Origin of the sequence: Paraburkholderia sp. (assembly GCF_036488795.1) — a bacterium.
Taxonomy (GTDB): domain Bacteria; phylum Pseudomonadota; class Gammaproteobacteria; order Burkholderiales; family Burkholderiaceae; genus Paraburkholderia.
In genome coordinates this window covers 1-16345 of sequence record NZ_DASXHA010000107.1, presented here as the reverse complement: position 1 = coordinate 16345, position 16345 = coordinate 1, and the positions used below count along the sequence as shown (strand labels likewise).

At 62.9% G+C, this 16345-nt stretch carries 17 protein-coding genes; 9 read left to right on the top strand and 8 right to left on the bottom strand.

Annotated features, from left to right (window positions below):
- A partial coding sequence (locus VGH41_RS15605) for a DNA-binding protein (protein WP_331598372.1) occupies nt 1-198 on the bottom strand: 198 nt, incomplete at its 3' end.
- A gap of 146 nt (nt 199-344) precedes the next feature.
- Nucleotides 345-2120 carry an ABC transporter transmembrane domain-containing protein gene (locus tag VGH41_RS15600; RefSeq protein ID WP_331598371.1) on the bottom strand — a complete coding sequence of 592 codons (1776 nt, stop codon included), beginning with the start codon at nt 2118-2120 and terminating at the stop codon, nt 345-347.
- A 152-nt stretch (nt 2121-2272) separates the two neighbouring features.
- Between VGH41_RS15600 and VGH41_RS15595 the strand changes: the two genes are divergently transcribed.
- From VGH41_RS15595 to VGH41_RS15565, 7 genes are all read left to right on the top strand, one after another.
- Nucleotides 2273-2464: a hypothetical protein gene (locus VGH41_RS15595; RefSeq protein ID WP_331598370.1), complete on the top strand. Its 192-nt coding sequence runs from the start codon at nt 2273-2275 to the stop codon at nt 2462-2464.
- 297 nt (nt 2465-2761) lie between these two features.
- Nucleotides 2762-3781 carry a MoxR family ATPase gene (locus tag VGH41_RS15590; RefSeq protein WP_331598369.1) on the top strand — a complete coding sequence of 340 codons (1020 nt, stop codon included), beginning with the start codon at nt 2762-2764 and terminating at the stop codon, nt 3779-3781.
- A 3-nt stretch (nt 3782-3784) separates the two neighbouring features.
- Nucleotides 3785-4657, top strand: coding sequence for a DUF58 domain-containing protein (locus VGH41_RS15585; RefSeq protein ID WP_331598368.1), 873 nt, complete (start codon nt 3785-3787; stop codon nt 4655-4657).
- Nucleotides 4654-5595, top strand: coding sequence for a calcium incorporation protein MxaA (locus VGH41_RS15580; RefSeq protein WP_414696664.1), 942 nt, complete (start codon nt 4654-4656; stop codon nt 5593-5595). The genes VGH41_RS15585 and VGH41_RS15580 overlap by 4 nt, the downstream gene beginning before the upstream one ends.
- Entirely contained in the window at nt 5592-6581 is a 990-nt protein-coding gene (locus VGH41_RS15575; protein WP_331598367.1) for a vWA domain-containing protein, read from the top strand. Before VGH41_RS15580 ends, VGH41_RS15575 begins: the two co-directional genes overlap by 4 nt.
- On the top strand, nt 6578-7129 hold the full coding sequence (locus VGH41_RS15570) for a tetratricopeptide repeat protein (protein WP_331598366.1): 552 nt from the start codon (nt 6578-6580) through the stop codon (nt 7127-7129). Before VGH41_RS15575 ends, VGH41_RS15570 begins: the two co-directional genes overlap by 4 nt.
- Nucleotides 7126-8154: an MxaL protein gene (locus tag VGH41_RS15565; protein ID WP_331598365.1), complete on the top strand. Its 1029-nt coding sequence runs from the start codon at nt 7126-7128 to the stop codon at nt 8152-8154. Before VGH41_RS15570 ends, VGH41_RS15565 begins: the two co-directional genes overlap by 4 nt.
- Here VGH41_RS15565 and VGH41_RS15560 read toward each other — a convergent pair.
- Together VGH41_RS15560 and VGH41_RS15555 are read right to left on the bottom strand one after the other, a co-directional pair.
- Nucleotides 8041-8325, bottom strand: a complete 285-nt coding sequence (locus VGH41_RS15560) for a DUF3303 domain-containing protein (RefSeq protein ID WP_331598364.1) — start codon at nt 8323-8325, stop codon at nt 8041-8043. The genes VGH41_RS15565 and VGH41_RS15560 overlap by 114 nt on opposite strands.
- 207 nt (nt 8326-8532) lie before the next feature.
- On the bottom strand, nt 8533-9426 hold the full coding sequence (locus VGH41_RS15555) for an AraC family transcriptional regulator (RefSeq protein WP_331598363.1): 894 nt from the start codon (nt 9424-9426) through the stop codon (nt 8533-8535).
- Nucleotides 9427-9583: 157 nt separating this feature from the next.
- Here VGH41_RS15555 and VGH41_RS15550 point away from each other — a divergent pair, with 157 nt between their 5' ends.
- Both VGH41_RS15550 and VGH41_RS15545 read left to right on the top strand, forming a co-directional pair.
- Nucleotides 9584-10363 (top strand): SDR family NAD(P)-dependent oxidoreductase, encoded by a 780-nt coding sequence (locus VGH41_RS15550; RefSeq protein WP_331598362.1) that lies wholly within the window; start codon nt 9584-9586, stop codon nt 10361-10363.
- A gap of 19 nt (nt 10364-10382) precedes the next feature.
- Complete coding sequence (locus VGH41_RS15545) at nt 10383-11237, top strand: hypothetical protein (RefSeq protein WP_331598361.1); 855 nt, start codon at nt 10383-10385, stop codon at nt 11235-11237.
- 33 nt (nt 11238-11270) lie between these two features.
- Here VGH41_RS15545 and VGH41_RS15540 read toward each other — a convergent pair whose 3' ends face one another.
- The 4 genes from VGH41_RS15540 to VGH41_RS15525 form a co-directional block, all read right to left on the bottom strand.
- A complete protein-coding gene (locus VGH41_RS15540) occupies nt 11271-12002 on the bottom strand; it encodes an SGNH/GDSL hydrolase family protein (RefSeq protein ID WP_331598360.1) in 732 nt (243 codons plus the stop codon).
- A gap of 678 nt (nt 12003-12680) precedes the next feature.
- Nucleotides 12681-14051, bottom strand: coding sequence for an LLM class flavin-dependent oxidoreductase (locus tag VGH41_RS15535; protein WP_331598359.1), 1371 nt, complete (start codon nt 14049-14051; stop codon nt 12681-12683).
- Nucleotides 14051-15313, bottom strand: coding sequence for an SfnB family sulfur acquisition oxidoreductase (locus VGH41_RS15530; RefSeq protein WP_331598358.1), 1263 nt, complete (start codon nt 15311-15313; stop codon nt 14051-14053). The genes VGH41_RS15535 and VGH41_RS15530 overlap by 1 nt, the downstream gene beginning before the upstream one ends.
- Nucleotides 15314-15316: 3 nt before the next feature.
- Nucleotides 15317-16345, bottom strand: a 1029-nt coding sequence (locus tag VGH41_RS15525; protein ID WP_331598357.1) for an SfnB family sulfur acquisition oxidoreductase, incomplete at its 5' end; no start/stop codon positions are given.

Below are 16345 nucleotides of genomic sequence, written 5' to 3'. Positions count from 1 at the left end.
GGTCTGGATCGGCACTTCGGGCGTTTGCGGCTGTCGCGCCTCGCGCCAGCGCTGCAAGGCCGCCGCGACGGCCACGATCGAGCCGCTACGAACCTCTGACCAGATCGCGACTGGCGACACGTTCCGGCCTTCCGCGGCCAGACGGTCTGCGATTCCAGCGACCAGTTCATCCGTGATTGGGTCTGCATCCATGGACATAAAACGCCTCAAAAAATCAATCTAACCAGGCAAAAACCAGAGTTCTTCACTACGTCACTTTGTCCAGCAACCCTGCCGGTGAAAGGAAAATGACCATAGCGTCGTGTCTTCTTTACGCCGGATCGGCGTGATCGCGCAGCGCCTGCCTATGCCGTCTGCCCGAGCGGCTCGCCGAACTGCAGGGCGGCCAGCTGGGCATACAGCGGTGAACTCTGCAGGAGCTCGGTGTGGCGCCCCTGCGCGACGATGCGCCCATGCTCCAGCACGACAATCCGGTCGGCTTGCTGCACCGTTGCGAGACGATGAGCGATCACCAGCGTCGTGCGGTTTTGCGCGGCATTGTCCAGCGCCTTTTGTACCAGCCGCTCGCTGGCGGCGTCGAGAGCGCTGGTGGCCTCGTCGAGCAGCAGGATGGGCGGGTTCTTCAGGATCGCACGGGCAATCGCGATACGCTGACGCTGTCCGCCGGACAGCCGCACGCCGCGCTCGCCAAGGAACGTATCATAGCCTTGTGGCAGTTCGTCGATAAAGCCAGCCGCAGCGGCCATTTCGGCGGCATGCTGGACCTGCGCGAGGGTGGCATCGGGCGCACCGTAGCGAATGTTGTCGAGCACGCTGCCCGAAAAGATCATCGATTCCTGCAACACCACGCCAATTTCCCGGCGCAATTCGACGAGCGGCACCTGCCCGGTCGGCACGCCGTTAATCAGGATCTGGCCCGTCTGCGGGTCGTAAAAACGCAGCAGCAGCTGGAATAGCGTGGTCTTGCCGGCGCCGGACGGACCCACCAGCGCCACGTGTTCGCCCGCGCGGACGGTCAGCGAAAGCCCCGAGAGCGCCGCGATGCCGGGGCGGGACGGATACGAAAAGCTGACATCGTCGAAGCGGATACCGTCGCCCCGGGTCGGCAGCGGCACGGTCGTCTGCGCCTCAACCACCGGCGAGCGCGCCATCAGCAATTGCAGCAGACGCTCGGTGGCGCCGGCTGCGCGCTGCAGATCGCCCCAGACCTCGGCGACCGCGCCCACCGCACCGGCGGTAAATACCGCATACAGGATGAACTGGGACAACTGGCCGGCCGTCATGCGCCCGGCCAGCACGGCCTGCGCCCCGAGCCACAGCACGAAGACAATGGCGGCGAATACCAGCACGATGACCACGGCCGTCAACCACGCACGCGCCCGAATACGCGTGAGCGCCGTGTCAAAGGCCGCTTCCACCGCGCCGGCAAAACGCCGTGCCTCGAACGGCTCCTGGGTGAAGGACTGTACGGTCGGCATGGCATTGAGCACCTCGCCGGCCACCGCGCTTGCATTGGCCACCTTGTCCTGACTGGCGCGTGAGAGGCGCCGCACGCGCCGCCCGAAGATAACGATAGGCGCGACCACCACGACCAGCGTCGCGATGATGTAGCCCGACAGCACCGGACTCGTCACTGCCAGCATCGTCACACCACCGACGAGCAGGAAGAAATTGCGCAATCCCAGCGACAGGCTGGTGCCCACCACGGTCTGGATCAACGTGGTATCCGTGGTGAGCCGGGAGAGCACTTCACCCGTTTGCGTGGTCTCGAAGAACTGCGGACTCATCTCCAGCACATGGTCATAGACCGCCTTGCGCAAATCGGCCGTGACCCGCTCGCCCAGCCACGACACCAGATAGAAGCGCAACGCGGTGGCGCCGGCGAGGATCAGCGAAACGGCGAATAGCGCGAGAAAATAGCGGTCGATATGCGCCCGCTCGCCGCTGGCAAAACCCCGGTCGATCAGGTATTTGAACGCGACCGGCAACGCCAGCGTGGCACCCGCCGAACTCACCAGCGCGAGGAATGCGAGCGCCCAGCGCCCCGCGTACGGGCGCAGGAAGGGAAACAGCGCAAACAGGGGACCGATACGCCGGGAAGGCGGTGCTGCATCTGGCATGGGGGTTTCCAAGCGGCTCGAAGACCCCGATTGTGCCAGTCCTGCGCTTATATAGTCGACGCGCGTTGGCGGGCAACGTGCTTGCGGACGCTTGCCGCGCCTACCCGTAGGGGTCAAGATCCGCTTGGAGCATCGCGAACGAGGCCATTGCCATGAAAGACGACACCGACCCCGACAAACTGAAAGGTCCCGGCGGCATGACGCTGCGGCAGATTCACGAGCAGGTGCAAAAGAGCGTCGAACGCGACCGCGACGAGCAGGCGAGACATCGGCCGCTCACGCCGCCCCAGAGCCGCTGGCAGCGTTGGGTGCGCTACGTATGGGGGCGCAGCGGGCGCAGCTAGTGCGCGGGCGATAGTTTGATATCCACGCAGCCGGCGTTTGCGATCCGTTAGGCATCCTTATGTGAATGACCGTTGTGGCCGGATCCGCGCCATACCTACCATCCCAACCCCTTCACGCGCGTGACACTCTGTACTCGAATGTGGTGACAGGGTGCCACCTGCGCGGCTGCAATGGCCGCCTGATTGCAACTCTCCACGTCGGCATAAAACATGCTTCGATGACCGGTGGCGTGCCCACCACCCCGGCACGTGAACCATAAATCTCCTCCGATAAGCAGCCAATAGAGGATCGAATCGATGAGTGCTGGCGAAGAGCTTCAGGATTGGCGGACTCGTGCGTTGCAACTGGAGGACGAAGTCGCCAAGGTCGTAGTCGGCCAGCAGCAAACCCTTCGCCTGATCAACGTCGCATTGTTCGCGCGCGGTCACGTGCTGCTCGAAGGCGGCGTGGGCGTCGGCAAGACAACCGTGCTGCGCGCCTTTGCGCGCGTGGTCGGCGGCGACTTCGAACGGGTGGAAGGCACCATTGATCTGATGCCGGGCGACCTGATCTATCACACGTATGTCGACACCGACGGCAAGCCGCGCATCGATCCCGGCCCGTTGCTGCGCCGCGGCGAGAGCCTGACGACCTTCTTCTTCAACGAGATCAACCGCGCCCGTCCCCAGGTGCAGTCGTTGTTGCTGCGCGCGATGGCCGAGCGGTCCGTCTGGGCCTTCGACCGCGAATACCGCTTCCCGCATATGACGGTGTTCGCCGATCGCAACAAGGTCGAGAAGGAGGAAACCTTCGAGCTTGCTTCGGCCGCACGCGATCGTTTCCTGTTCGAGTTGAACATGCCCACGCCCGCCGATCCGGCGATCCGTCGCGCACTGGTCTTCGACACCGCATTTCACGACGTTGATCTGCTGCTGACGCGGCTTACCCCCTCCATCTTGCCGTGGCAACAGTTGAACACGATCGGCGCGGCCATTCAGGAAGAGGTACACGCGAGCGAGACGATGGAGCGCTACGTGCTGGACATCTGGCAGGCAACCGAAACACCGCAGCGTTTCGGCATCGAACTCGATGGTGTCGACATGCAGCGGCTCGTGCTCGCGGGCGCGAGCCCACGCGGCATGAGCGCGCTCATGCGGGCCGCGCGCGTGGTCGCGTGGTTTGCGGGCCGCTCGCATCTGCTTCCGGAGGACATCCACGAAGTGCTGCTGCCTGCACTCGGCCATCGCGTGTTCTTCACGCCGATCTACGAACTGCGCCGCCACGAACTGGCTGAGGCGCTGATTGCGCAGATCATCGCCACCATCGCCGTACCCTGATCCATGGACGGGCCCACTGAATTTCACTACCGCTTGCCGATGCGCGCCGGAGGCTTTCGGCCTGGCTCGCATCCTGGCGCCACCTTCGGCGCCGGTCAGGAATTCGCGATGCATGGGCGGCTCTTCGATCATCCCGATCCGCGCCGGCTGGATCTGAATGCCAGCCTGCGCTCGCCACGTTCCGAATGGCTGGTCCGGGTTCATCTGCAACGGGTTGCAGTGCCGGTACAGGTGATCGTCGACGTGTCGGCGTCGATGTACTTCGGCACGCACAAAACCAAGTTGCAAGTGGCCGCGGATTTTGTCGAAGCGTTGGGCTACAGCGCGTTCCGGCTCGGCGATCAGGTGGGCATGCTGGCTTTCGATGCGGCCGAGCGCGACGATCTGTTCGCGCCGGCACGCTATGGCCGCGGCGTCGGCAATGTGCTGGCGACCAGGCTGCGCGAGTGCACAAACCGCGAAGCGCGTGACGGCGCTAGCGCGGGGATCGCCGGGCTGCATCGGTCGGCGTCGAAACTGGCCGGCCGGCAGGCGCTCATCTTCCTCGTTTCCGACTTTCACTGGCCGCTCGCGGAATTGCCGGCCGTGTTGGACATGCTGGTCCACGCATGCGTGGTGCCGATGGTCGTCTGGGATGCCGCCGAAATCGAACCACCCAGTGACGGCGGTCTGCTCGCGGTCAATGACGCCGAGTCCGGCGAACGGCGCACGCTCTGGCTGACCCGCGGTATGCGCGAACGCTGGCGTGGCGCGGTCGCGCAACGCCGCGCGGCCATCGCAAGCCTGTTCGGCAAGCGCGGCATCCAGCCGTTCTACATGCAAGGCGCGTTTGATCCAGAGGCATTGTCACGCTACTTCCTGGAGGCGATGGTATGAAATCGCCGACTCGTGCGGCTGGCTGGACGCGCCGATCGCTTTGCCGCGTATTCATGGCAGCAACGGTTGCTGGTGTATGGATGATGCCGTCGTCCGGCGACGCCGCAGAGCCAGCATCATCGCCCGCCACCCTGGCCACGGTCGAGCAGCCGCGGGCCTTCGGCCACACAGTGGGCGATGTCCTCACACAACGGGTTCTCCTGCAATCCGGCGGTCACGATGTGGGATCGGTGGCGCCGCCTTCCGTGGGCCGCATCGACATCTGGCTCGAACGCCGCCCTGCCCGTTTCGAAACCGATAGCGAGGGCCGCCGCTGGATGGTCATCGACTACCAGATCGTCAATGGCGCGCAAACGCTCACGAAGATTGCGTTGCCCGCGTTGAGCTTGACGTCGGCATCCGGTGCAACGCTGCAGGTCGCGGAATGGGCCGCCAGCGTCGGTCCGCTGACTGCCGCCAGTGCTTTCGGCGAGGGCGACCTGAAACCGTTGCGGCCGGACCGCCTGGCCCCGATGCTGCCGACTGCTCCACTACGAAGACAACTCGGTTTCGCGCTGGGCCTGTTGATCGTGACGTTGCTGGCGTGGTTGGGCTGGTGGCTGTGGCGCACCCGTCGCGAGTCCGCCCGGTTGCCGTTTGCCCGTGCCTGGCGCCAGATCCAGAGGCTTGACGCGGCGCACGCGGATAGCTCGCCGCAAGCCTGGTTTTGTGTGCACCGCGCGTTGAATGAAACAGCGGGCCATGTCGTTCAGCCGGGTTCGCTCGCAAGTCTGTTCGCCCGCGCGCCCTATCTGCAGCCGTTTGGTACCCAGCTCGAGCACTTCTACCAACACTCGTCCGAACGTTTCTTCACGCCTGCTGCAGGCGGCGACCGCAGCTATCCGTTGCACGCGTTGTGCCGTGCGCTCTATCGCGCTGAAAAGCGCCATCAGCGATGACCATGGCCTTCGATTTCGCCTATCCCTGGATGCTGGCGTTGATGCCGCTGGCCGCGCTGCCGCTATTGTCGCGACGCAGCGACACGCTGACCTTCTCCAGCGTCGCCTGGCTGCCGCTCGATCGCGCGGGTCGGTGGATCGGCTTGCTCGGGCGCGCCAGTGCCGTGCTGGCGCTGCTGGGCATCGTGATCGGTCTGGCCGGTCCGGGGCGCTCGCATCGGCAGGTGCTGCGCACGGGCAGCGCCGCCGAAATACTGATTCTGATGGATCGCAGCGCCAGCATGGACGAACTCATGAGCAGCAAAGGCGTCGAGACGGCGGCTACGGGCGACTCGAAGAACAAGGTGGCGCGCGCGTCGCTCACCGCGTTTATCGCGCAGCGGCCCAACGACCGGCTCGCGTTCATGATGTTCGGCATCAGCCCGGTGCTGGCCATGCCCTTCACCTACGACCACGAGGCGATCGAAGCTGCGATTGCCGGCACGGCAATTGGCCGCGGCATGCCCGACACGCAACTCGACCGCGGCCTGCTCGCGGCAATCAGCCAGTTCGATGCGCGGCACGGCTCGGGACGCCGCGCGATCGTGCTCGTCTCCGACGGCGGTGCGAAGCTTGACGCCCAGGCTCGCCAGCTCATCGAAGAGGGTCTGACGCGCGACCACATCGCGCTGTACTTCATCTATTTGCGCAGCAGTGTCTACAGTCCCGACCTGAACACCCTCGTGCCCGCGAGCGAGTCTTCGCCCGAAGCCGAACTGCACCGCTACTTTCTGACGCTGAAAACACCCTATCGGCTTTTCCAGGCGGGAGATGCCCATGCGATGGCGGCGGCCATGGCCGAAATCAACCGGCAGCAAAGCGTGCTGACGTCGTTTATCGAACGCTTGCCGCGCGAGGACTGCAGCGCGTATTGTTTTGCCGCCGCGCTGCTGGGTTGCGGCTTGCTGCTGGTGCTGCGGTTCGTGCAGGTGCGAGGCTGGCGATGAGGCGCGTGCCGGTTCACCTCATCTTCGGCACAGTGGCGCTGTGTTGTGCCGCGCTCAGCGTGTACGACTATAGCCGCCTCATGCACGCGCAAAACGTGAATCTGGCCGTTGCCTCGATTGCTGCGACGGGTGACACGAGTGCCAGCCCGCGCGCTGACGATGCACCACAGGTGCGCCTCGCACGTGCGACGGCCTTTGCCAAAGCCGGCAACTATGCCGCCGCTGGAAAGCGCTATGAAGAGCTGATCGGCGAGGGTCGCCTCGATTCGCTCAGACGCACCGCGGTTTTCGATCTGGGGAATATGTATTTGCGCCAGGGCATCGGCGACGGCAATTCCGGAGCGGTCAGGTCGATCGCCTTGATCGAAGAAGCCAAGGAACGCTACCGGGTTGTGCTGCGCGCCGATCCGGATGATTGGGACGCACGCTACAACCTTGAACGCGCGCTATGGCTCGCGCCTGAGTCGGGGTCCGCACCGCTGCGGCCGGACATGGCGACGTGGAACAACATCAAGCTGCACGAGCCGGACCCCAGGAATCTGCCATGAGAATCGCGAGGCTGACGCGCGGCTTCCTTGCAAACCGTCACTGGGCCACGTGCCTCGCGCTGCTCGCACTGATCGCCGCGGTCGCCATGCCGCCGGTCATGCTGTCGCGCAATACGTTCAGCTATATCGCGACATTCGACATTACGCAAAGCATGGATGTCCAGGACGTCAGCCTGAACGGCGTGCCCATGAGCCGGCTGGATTTCGCGCGGGCAGCGATGCGCGAGGCGCTCGGGCAATTGCCATGCGGCTCCAGGGTCGGCTGGAGCGTGTTTACCGGTCAGCAGACTTTGCTCCTGCTGCAGCCTGTCGAAGTGTGCCGTAACTATGATGCGCTGCTGACATCGCTCGACAGCATTGATGGGCGGATGCGCTGGACCAACTGGAGCCGCATCGCCGAGGGTGGCCTCTATTCGGCGACGCGCGTGGCGCAGCAGATGGGTCAAAGGTCCGCCATCGTCTTTATCACCGACGGCCAGGAGGCGCCGCCGCTGCTCCCGTCGCCCAGTCTGGCGCGGGACATCAACCCCGGTGAGATCAAGGGCTGGCTGATCGGCGTGGGTGGCGACCAGCCGGCTCCCATCCCGAAGACCGATGCCAACGGCAACCGGACTGGCTACTGGACGGCGGAGGACGTGATACAGGTTCCTGCGACGGGTGCCTCCGGCCCGCCGGCCGAGAGTCACGAGGAACTCTCGGAGTTGCGCGGGCACTACCTCGCCACCGTTGCCGACCGGATTGGCTTTCACTATCAGCGCCTCGTGAGCGCGGCTTCTTTGAGTGGCGCCATGCTGGATGCACGGTTCGCGCATCGCGAACCGATCGCCGCCGATTTGCGCTGGTGTCCCGCCCTGCTCGCGCTACTGCTGCTCACATGGCGTTTCATGCCGGACGCGCACGGCTGGCAACGCTTACTTCGATTCCGCCTGAAAGGCGGCCAGCGCGGCGCCCAGATCTTCGTCGGTCATCGCCGGAGTGGTCTTGAACGAGAACAGATCGCCCCATTGAAGTACCCACGCCGCTAGCCCGCTCGAATCGGTTGCCTCGACGATTGCCACGCCGCTGAGTTCGCCGATCGAATGCCAGCGCCCGAGCAGCGTGACGTTTTCGGGCGGACGGCCACCGGTTTTAATGAAGCGCTCGATCGCCGGCATTTGAGTGGACGGTTGGCCGTTCCATTGAACAATAAACTTCATTACACACCTCCATATCGGATTGGCGATGCAGACCCGTGGCACGCTCTCATCGTCGCATGGGCCGTGTTGTCACGACACTGTGGCGCCCGTATGTAAAAGGTGGAATGGTTCGTACCTATCCGCGATCAGCATAAGACCACGAGGCGTCCTAACCATGATAGGTGAGATATGCGACTCGCCCCGCTTTCCGGCGTGCCGGTTTTTACGCTAGATTTGCGCGGTCTTCAACGTGGCGATGTCACGTCGCGGAGGCGCTCCAAACATGCGCGAGTATTCGCGGCTGAATTGCGATGCGCTCTCATAGCCCACCTGATAAGCCGCGGCCTCGGCGCTGGCAACGCCTGCCACCATCAGATGGCGCGCTTCGAGCAGGCGAAGCTGCTTCTGATATTGCAAGGGCGTCATCGAAGTCAGCGCCTTGAACTGCCTGTGAAAAGCCGATGAACTCATTTGCGCGATGGCTGCCAGTTGTTCGATCCGCACGGTCTCGTTGAACTGGTCCCGCAGCGCATGAATCGCCGTCACGACTCGTTGCGCGTGGCTGTTTGCCAGCACGACCTTGGCGACTTCGTTCCCGTGAGGCCCCGTCAGCAACCAGTAGCAGATTTCTCGCATGATCATTGGCGCGAGCATGGGAATCGCCTGAGGAGTCTCGAGTAGACGCACCATGCGCAATACGCAATCAGCGAGCGCGCCGTCAAAGTGGGTGACGAAGACGCCGTGCCCGAGATGACCTTCTGGCCTGGGCGGCGTGTCGAGACACTCCATCACGTCACGCATCACCGCAAGATCGAATTCGATCACGACCGCGAGATATGGTTCGGCTGAACTGGCTTTCACAACCCGGCTGAAGGCCGGCATCTCCACGCTCACGACGAGCGCCTGCCCTGCGCGGTATTCGTACCGCCTGCCGCCGAAGGTCGTCCACTTGGCGCCTTGAACGACCACGCACAGCGCCGGCTTCATGATCAGATGAGACGGATGTTTCGCGCGATCCGATCTGAGAATGGTCACCCCCTCGATAGCGGTGACGAACGGGCTTTCCTGCCCGGCCTGCTTGTCGGTATACCGTTTGACGCCTTCAACCAGGGCATTTGACATATGAATCCCTCCACGCATGCATGGCCGCATGTTACCGCCTCTTCTGCCGGACGTTGCGCTCGCAGCAGGATTAGGCAAGAAGTGAGGCAGTTCGGGCATTCAGCCGCGCGCTGAGCCGCACTAAGCTTCTGCCTGTACCTTTCACCTGGAGCTTGGAATGACAGCAGGAAATTCAGCAGGTATCACCCCGAAGATTGCCCTTGTCACCGGCGGAAGTCGCGGCTTGGGGCGCAATACCGTGCTGCACCTTGCGAAGCGCGGTGTCAGTTCCATCTTCACCTATCGCTCGAACCAGGCAGAGGCCGAACATGTCGTCGGTCTGGCTGCAAAGGAGGGGCAAACCGCGCTTGCGTTGCCACTCGATACCGGCAAAGTGAGCAGCTTCGATGCATTCGTGGAACAGGTTCGCGAGTCGCTTGCCAGATTGGGCGCCGGGCGATTCGATTATCTCGTCAATAATGCCGGCACTTCGCATCACGCTGCGTTCGACAAGACCAGCGAGGAAGAACTGGATAGCCTCTACAACGTCCATTTCAAGGGCGTGTTTTTCCTGACGCAGAAGCTTTTGCCGCTTATCAACGACGGTGGCCGCATCGTGAATGTCTCCTCGGGCCTGACGCGCGTTGCCATTCCGGGGAGTGCGTCTTATGCATCCATGAAAGGCGCGATTGAAGTCCTGACCCGCTATCTCGCGAAGGAGCTCGGTCCGCGTCGAATCGTCGTCAATACCGTCGCCCCGGGCGCCGTTGCCACGGATTTCAGCGGCGGCATGGTCCGCGACAATCCCGAGATCAACAAACGGGTTGCAGATATGACGGCGCTCGGTCGCGCGGGCTTGCCCGATGACATCGGCCCGATGATCGCGGCGTTGCTGTCCGAAGACAATCGCTGGGTGAATGCCCAACGCATCGAAGTGTCGGGCGGAATGTCCATCTAGGCATGAATGGGGGGCCTGGATGGCCCCTGCAACGGCTCGCGGTTTGCACCGTTTCAAGCCGCCTATTGACGCGTATCGCGAGGGGTCGACTATCATTGGGGAATCGCATCAATTGACGGGCTGTCGGTTACATATGACGAATATAGGCAAGACCTTGGTAATTGCGGTGGTCCTGCTCGATCTGGGACTCGTCTCCTACCTGCTATTTCCCAAGCACGAACGCGATCCGGCCACGGCGGAAGCGGAAGTCGGAGCAAGTCGCCCCGCGCTTCCGGTCGGGGTCGATTCCCGATTCGACGATGCACATATCGCGGCCGGCAGCGTTCGCACTACGCCGTCTGCGGCAAATACGGCGAGCGTCGCCGCGACTCCGCGGCCATCCGTTGTCGCGAACGTCGCGCCTCAAGTCGCCAACGTCGCGCCCGAACCCGCTCCGGCAGCGAGAGGCGTCACCCCGGCACCGCGACCAGACGCGCAGCCGCAAGCAACAGCACCTGCACCGGTGCAGGCGCAAGCACCGGTACAACCGCAACCTCAATCGCAACCTCAACCGCAACCGGCCTATACGGCCCAGTCGAAGGTCAGCAAGCAACCCTTGTATGCCAGGGCGGCCCCGGTGCCCCGCGATGAACATGCCCGCGACGACCTTCATCGCAGCGGCTCCAACCCGGTTGCGGCGGCCATGACGGACCAGTTGGTCAGGGAGTCGGCCAAGCTCGATCCGGCCTTGCCTCCGCCGCTCCCGGGCGATCTTGATGGCCTGCGTCACCGCCGCCTCGACCCGGTCGGGGCCGCGATGACGGATCAGCTGGTCAGGGAGTCGGCCAGAGTCGGTCCTGCTCCGCAACAACCGGCTCAACCCGGCACGCAATGAGCAGACATACGCTCGTTGCTCTGCTTCGCCGGGTTACAGGTTATTGGCCACCAACGGCTGCAGATAGGTCGCCTCACGCTGCCCCTTGAGAATATAGAGTGCCTGGTTCGGGTGGATTCCATCGGTCAGCATGCTTTGCCAGTTCGGAAGTGAAAGAACATAGTTGTACTGCTGAATGACCAGCACCTTCTGTTCGTAGCCGACCTGATCGACCATCGCTGCAAAGGCGGGAAGTTGGGTGTAGTAACTCAGACTGGATGGATTCGGTTCTTCCAGCACCGGAATTTTTCCCGCTTGCCGCACCACTGCGATCCACGCAACCAGATTGTCGTGGAAAGCCTGGACGCTAATCGCCAGCGAATCGTTCATGCCGTAGTTTTCAAGCACGATCTTCGAGGGGTCGACTGCCAGGCGGGTGGCCAGCGGCGCAAAGCCCGCCCACCCGCTGACGTCTTCGCCCACGGTCTCGCCCACCACGCCGTTGTTCTCGATCGCAAGATTCTCTGTACCCAAGGCCTCGATCAGTTGTGCCTGATCGACGGCGGGGGCTGGAAGCTGAGCAAATATATAGGTTCCGTTGACCAGCATGGCGCCCTTCATGGTCGAATCGCCTTCCGCGTCGAGCGTGATCGACTGGGAAGTCGTCGCCGCAGGCGTACTCGCAGCCGCAGCCGACGATGTGCCACTCGGGTTAGAAGCCGGATCGGAAGACCCACCGCAGCCATACAGCGACGCCAATACAAAGAACACGAGATTGCGTTTCATTTTCCATATCTCCAGTCGTAGTACTAACTATTTGCCTAATACCTGTTTCAAGACCACGAACCCGGCGCTCAGACATGTCGAGCTTGAAGTGCGCTTACCAGATTGGGAATTGCCGGGTCAAAGCGTCCCGTTTTCCCTGTTGGTTTATTGGCCGTCAGGGAGGCTTGTCAGTTCTCGGACAACAGGTCTTTGAGAATCCTGCGGGATTCAGGCACCGAAAAAGAAAAACGGCTTTGAAGTGATGAGGGGGCTTTCGGGGGCGATTGAACGGCTGCATCTGGACCTCCGAAAGGCACGGCACACCGCAGCGTTCTGGTGTTGAGAGTCAACCACGACTTGCTATGTCCTGCAGGTCGTAGCGAACGTCGGCCTGCATCCGGAGATCGGTGTGGCGATTCCACATCAATCCCCAGCGGGGATATGTGCGCTAGGACACTTTCTGAAAAATAGGTGTTTCGCCCCAGAACCCCGGCGGCGCGGGGTCGACACGACGATGCTCGAATTGCTATGGCACCGAAATGATGTCGGCGTTCAGCGCTTCGGCATAAGAGTGACAAGCAAGTGCGCCTGGCTTAATTGCTTGCGTCAGCAGTTTGAACCGCTAAGCATAACGAATGAGGAATACTTCAGACTTAAGCGGCTTGCCGGACGAAAAAGACGGCACCCCGCTCGTCCGTTTCAAACCACCTCTGCCGCCTGCCGGCGAAAGCTCGCTGCCGCGTGCCGCGCAGGCAGCTGATCCCCTTCGCGAAACAGCTTGTGCCGCAACGTGCCTTCCGTGTACGCGGTCTTGTACAGGCCGCGATTTTGCAACTCCGGCACGATCAGATCGACAAAATCCTCGTAGCTTTCCGGCACCACCGTGCGGCTCAGATTGAAACCGTCGACGCCTGTTTCCTCGATCCACGCCTGCAGCTCATCTGCGACCTGAACCGCACTGCCGACTATCGCCGGATAACGCCCGCCCAGCTCGAACATCTCCAGCAGCTTGCGACGCGTCCAGCCATGCTGCCTGGCCGTGCGCGTGGCCGATTCGATCGCATTGGTAGGCGCGTAGTCGACAGGCGCGTCGAGATCGTATTGCGCGTAGTCGATACCCGTGCTCGCCGCGAAATGCGCGAGCCCTGCTTCGCGGCTCGCATAGCGCAGATAATCCGCGTATTTTTCCCGAGCCTCGCGTTCCGTGGTGCCTGCGACCACCGCTGCACCGACGAATATCTTGACGTCGTCCGGCCGCCGGCCAGCCTGCACCAGTTGCTCGCGCAAGGTCCGCACGGTCTCGCGTCCGACCGTCCGGTTCGGCGGCGAAATGAACACGCACTCCGCATGGCGCGCGCCGAAGCGCTGTCCACGCCCCGAGCTGCCTGCCTGAAACAGCACGGGTGTACGTTGCGGTGACGGCTCCGCAAGGTGGTAACCCTCGACGTTGTAATAACGTCCCACATGCTTCACTTGATGAACCTTCGCCGGATCGGCATAGACGCGGCCTTGCTTGTCGCGCAGCACCGCGCCCTGTTCCCAGCTGCCTTCCCACAGCTTGTAGAGAATCTCGAGATACTCGTCTGCGCGGTCGTAACGCTCATCGTGTGGAAGCTGTTCGTTGAGGCCCATCGCACGCGCCGCGCTGTCGAGATAGCCGGTCACAATGTTCCAGCCAATGCGGCCTTGCGTCAGATGATCGAGCGTCGAGAAGCGGCGAGCGAGTAAATAAGGCTGCTCGTACGTGAGATTCACGGTCACGCCGAAACCAAGGTGTTCGGTTACCGCAGCCATGGCGGAAACCAGCAGCGTCGGATCGTTCACCGGCAACTGGATCGACTCCCGCAACGTGACATCTGCATTGTGTTGATAGACGTCGTACACCCCCACGATGTCGGCCAGAAACAGTCCATCGAACAGGCCGCGTTCGAGCGTGCGCGCGAGCCCCGTCCAGTACGGCAACAGGCGATAGTCAGACGAGCGGTCACGCGGATGCGTCCACAAACCATGGTTGATATGGCCGACGCAATTCATGTTGAACGCATTGAGCAGGATCTCTTTCTTGGCCATCACAAAGCTCCATGCCGCGGCGGCAGCTTGTCGTTGAGGTAAAAGTTTCCCACGGCATGATACTTCCAGCGCACCGGGTCATGCAGTGTATGCGTGCGCGCGTTGCGCCAGAAACGGTCAAGGCCGAGACCGTCGAGCGTCGCGGCTGTACCGGCCAGTTCGAAGAGCCGCGAGCCTGCATCCAGCGAGACCGTCGTGGTCAACGCGCGCGCCTCGGCGACGGCAACCGAAGCTTCAGCCACCGAACGATCGCCAGGCTTTGCCTGTGCCGCGTCGACAAAGCGGCCCGCGCGGCGCAGCAACGCTTGCGCCGCACGCAAACGCACCGCGAGATCGCCGAACTGGGCGATCGTGAGCGGATCGTCGGCCGCGCGCTCAACCCTGGCGTCGATCCACGGTCGCGAGCGCTCGCGGACAAACTGCAACGCGGCGTCAAAGGCACCGCGTGCCTGGCCCAGATCGATCGCCGCATGCATGATCTGTGCGACCGGTCCAATTGTCGTCGCCCGTTCGAACGACGTCTGGAACGGCACCACCCATTCCGGCTCGACGCGCACATGATCGAACTGCACCGACCCGCTGCCGGTCACACGCTGACCGAAGCCATCCCAGTCGTCGGTTACCGTCACGCCCGGCGTATCGCGCGGCACAAAGGCCAGATACGTGACATCACGGCCCTCCTCTTCGCTCACGACCAAAGTGGGAATCCAGTGGGCGTAAAGCGCGCCGGTGCAATAGAACTTCCTCCCGTCGATATGCCAGCCCGCTGCTGCGCGCGTGAGTCGCGTGCGGCGTTTGAAATCCTTGTGGCCGATTTCAGCCAGCGCATTGCCGAAACGCTCGCCGGCCAGCACACGTCCATAGAAGAAGTGCTGTTGTTCGACGCTGCCGCCCACGCGCAATACTTCGAGCGCGTAGAAATGATTTTGTGGAATCTGACCGAGTGAGCCGTCGGCTGCCGAGATCGTCGCGATCACTTCAGCGAGTGTCGCGTTGTGTACCGCTGCCCCGCCGAATTCACGTGGCACCGTGATACCCCACAGGCCGCTTGCGACAAATGCATCCAGCTCCGCCCAGGGTAAGCGCCGTTCCCGATCACGTAACGCGGCTTCAGGTGCGAACGTATCGGCAAGGCGTTGCGCCGCGAGCAGCGCCTCTGCATCATCCTCAATCAGATGCGGGGTGCGCGGCGTGCGCCATTCGCTGGGTAAAGCGTTCGGCGCCACCGGTTCAAGCGTGTCGGAAGAAGGGTCAAGGCTCATGTTTCAGTTCCACGAATGCCGTGCAGGGAGCACATGATTCAGGTGATAGTTGCCGAGCAGATGCAATTTCCAGCGCACCGGATCGTGCAGCGTATGGGTACGTGCATTGCGCCAATGGCGGTCGAGATTGTGCGCCGCACGCGTGGATGCCGAACCGGCCAGCTCGAAGAGCTTTTCACTTGCTTCGAGTGCGATGCGTGTCGTCAGCACCTTGGCCTCCGCGACCGCTACTGAAGCGCGTGCGCTGGCCTCGGCGTCCACGCTCCGCGGCCCTTGTGCCGCAATGGCATCGAGCGTGTAGCCGGCCTCCTGCAGTACTTCGTGGGCCGCATGCAAGTCGATTTGCAGACGGCCTACGTCGGCGATGATGTACGGGTCGTCGGTGGCATGTTCGAGGCCTGAGTCCATCCACGGCCGGGCCCGCTCGCGCACGAAGGCGATCGCATCGGCGACGGCGGCCTGCGCAATGCCCTGGTCGATGGCCGCCTGGATCAGTTGCGAGGTCGGACCGAACAGGCCCGGACGATCCGCGAGTTGCCAGATCGGCAGCACGTCCTGCGCATCGACGGGCACCTGATTGAAGGTCACCGTGCCGCTTGCTGTCGTTCGTTGTCCGAACGAACTCCAGTCGTCGATCACCTTCAGTCCTGGTGCATCACGCGGCACCCAGGTCTGCACGGCGCGGCCTTCGTCGTCCGTCGCGCGAGCAGGCACGCGGTGCGCGAACAGTGCGCCAGTGGAATAGAAGCGCTGGCCATTCAGACGCAGGCCATCGGGCGTCGCAGTGAGGCGTGTGGTGCTCTGCAGAATCGTCGCAGCGCTGGCCGAGCGGCGCTCCGGTCCGGCGTTGCCAAGACGCTGCCCCGCCAGAACCTCGCCATACAGGCGCGCTTTCTGGGCAGGCGTGCCGATCTCGCGCAGTGCGGCCAGCACGCCAATATGGTTTTGCGGAATCTGGCCCAGCGCCGGATCGGCTGCGCAGAGGATCACGAATACTTCAGCGAGCGTCGCGAACGAGACGTCGGCGCCACC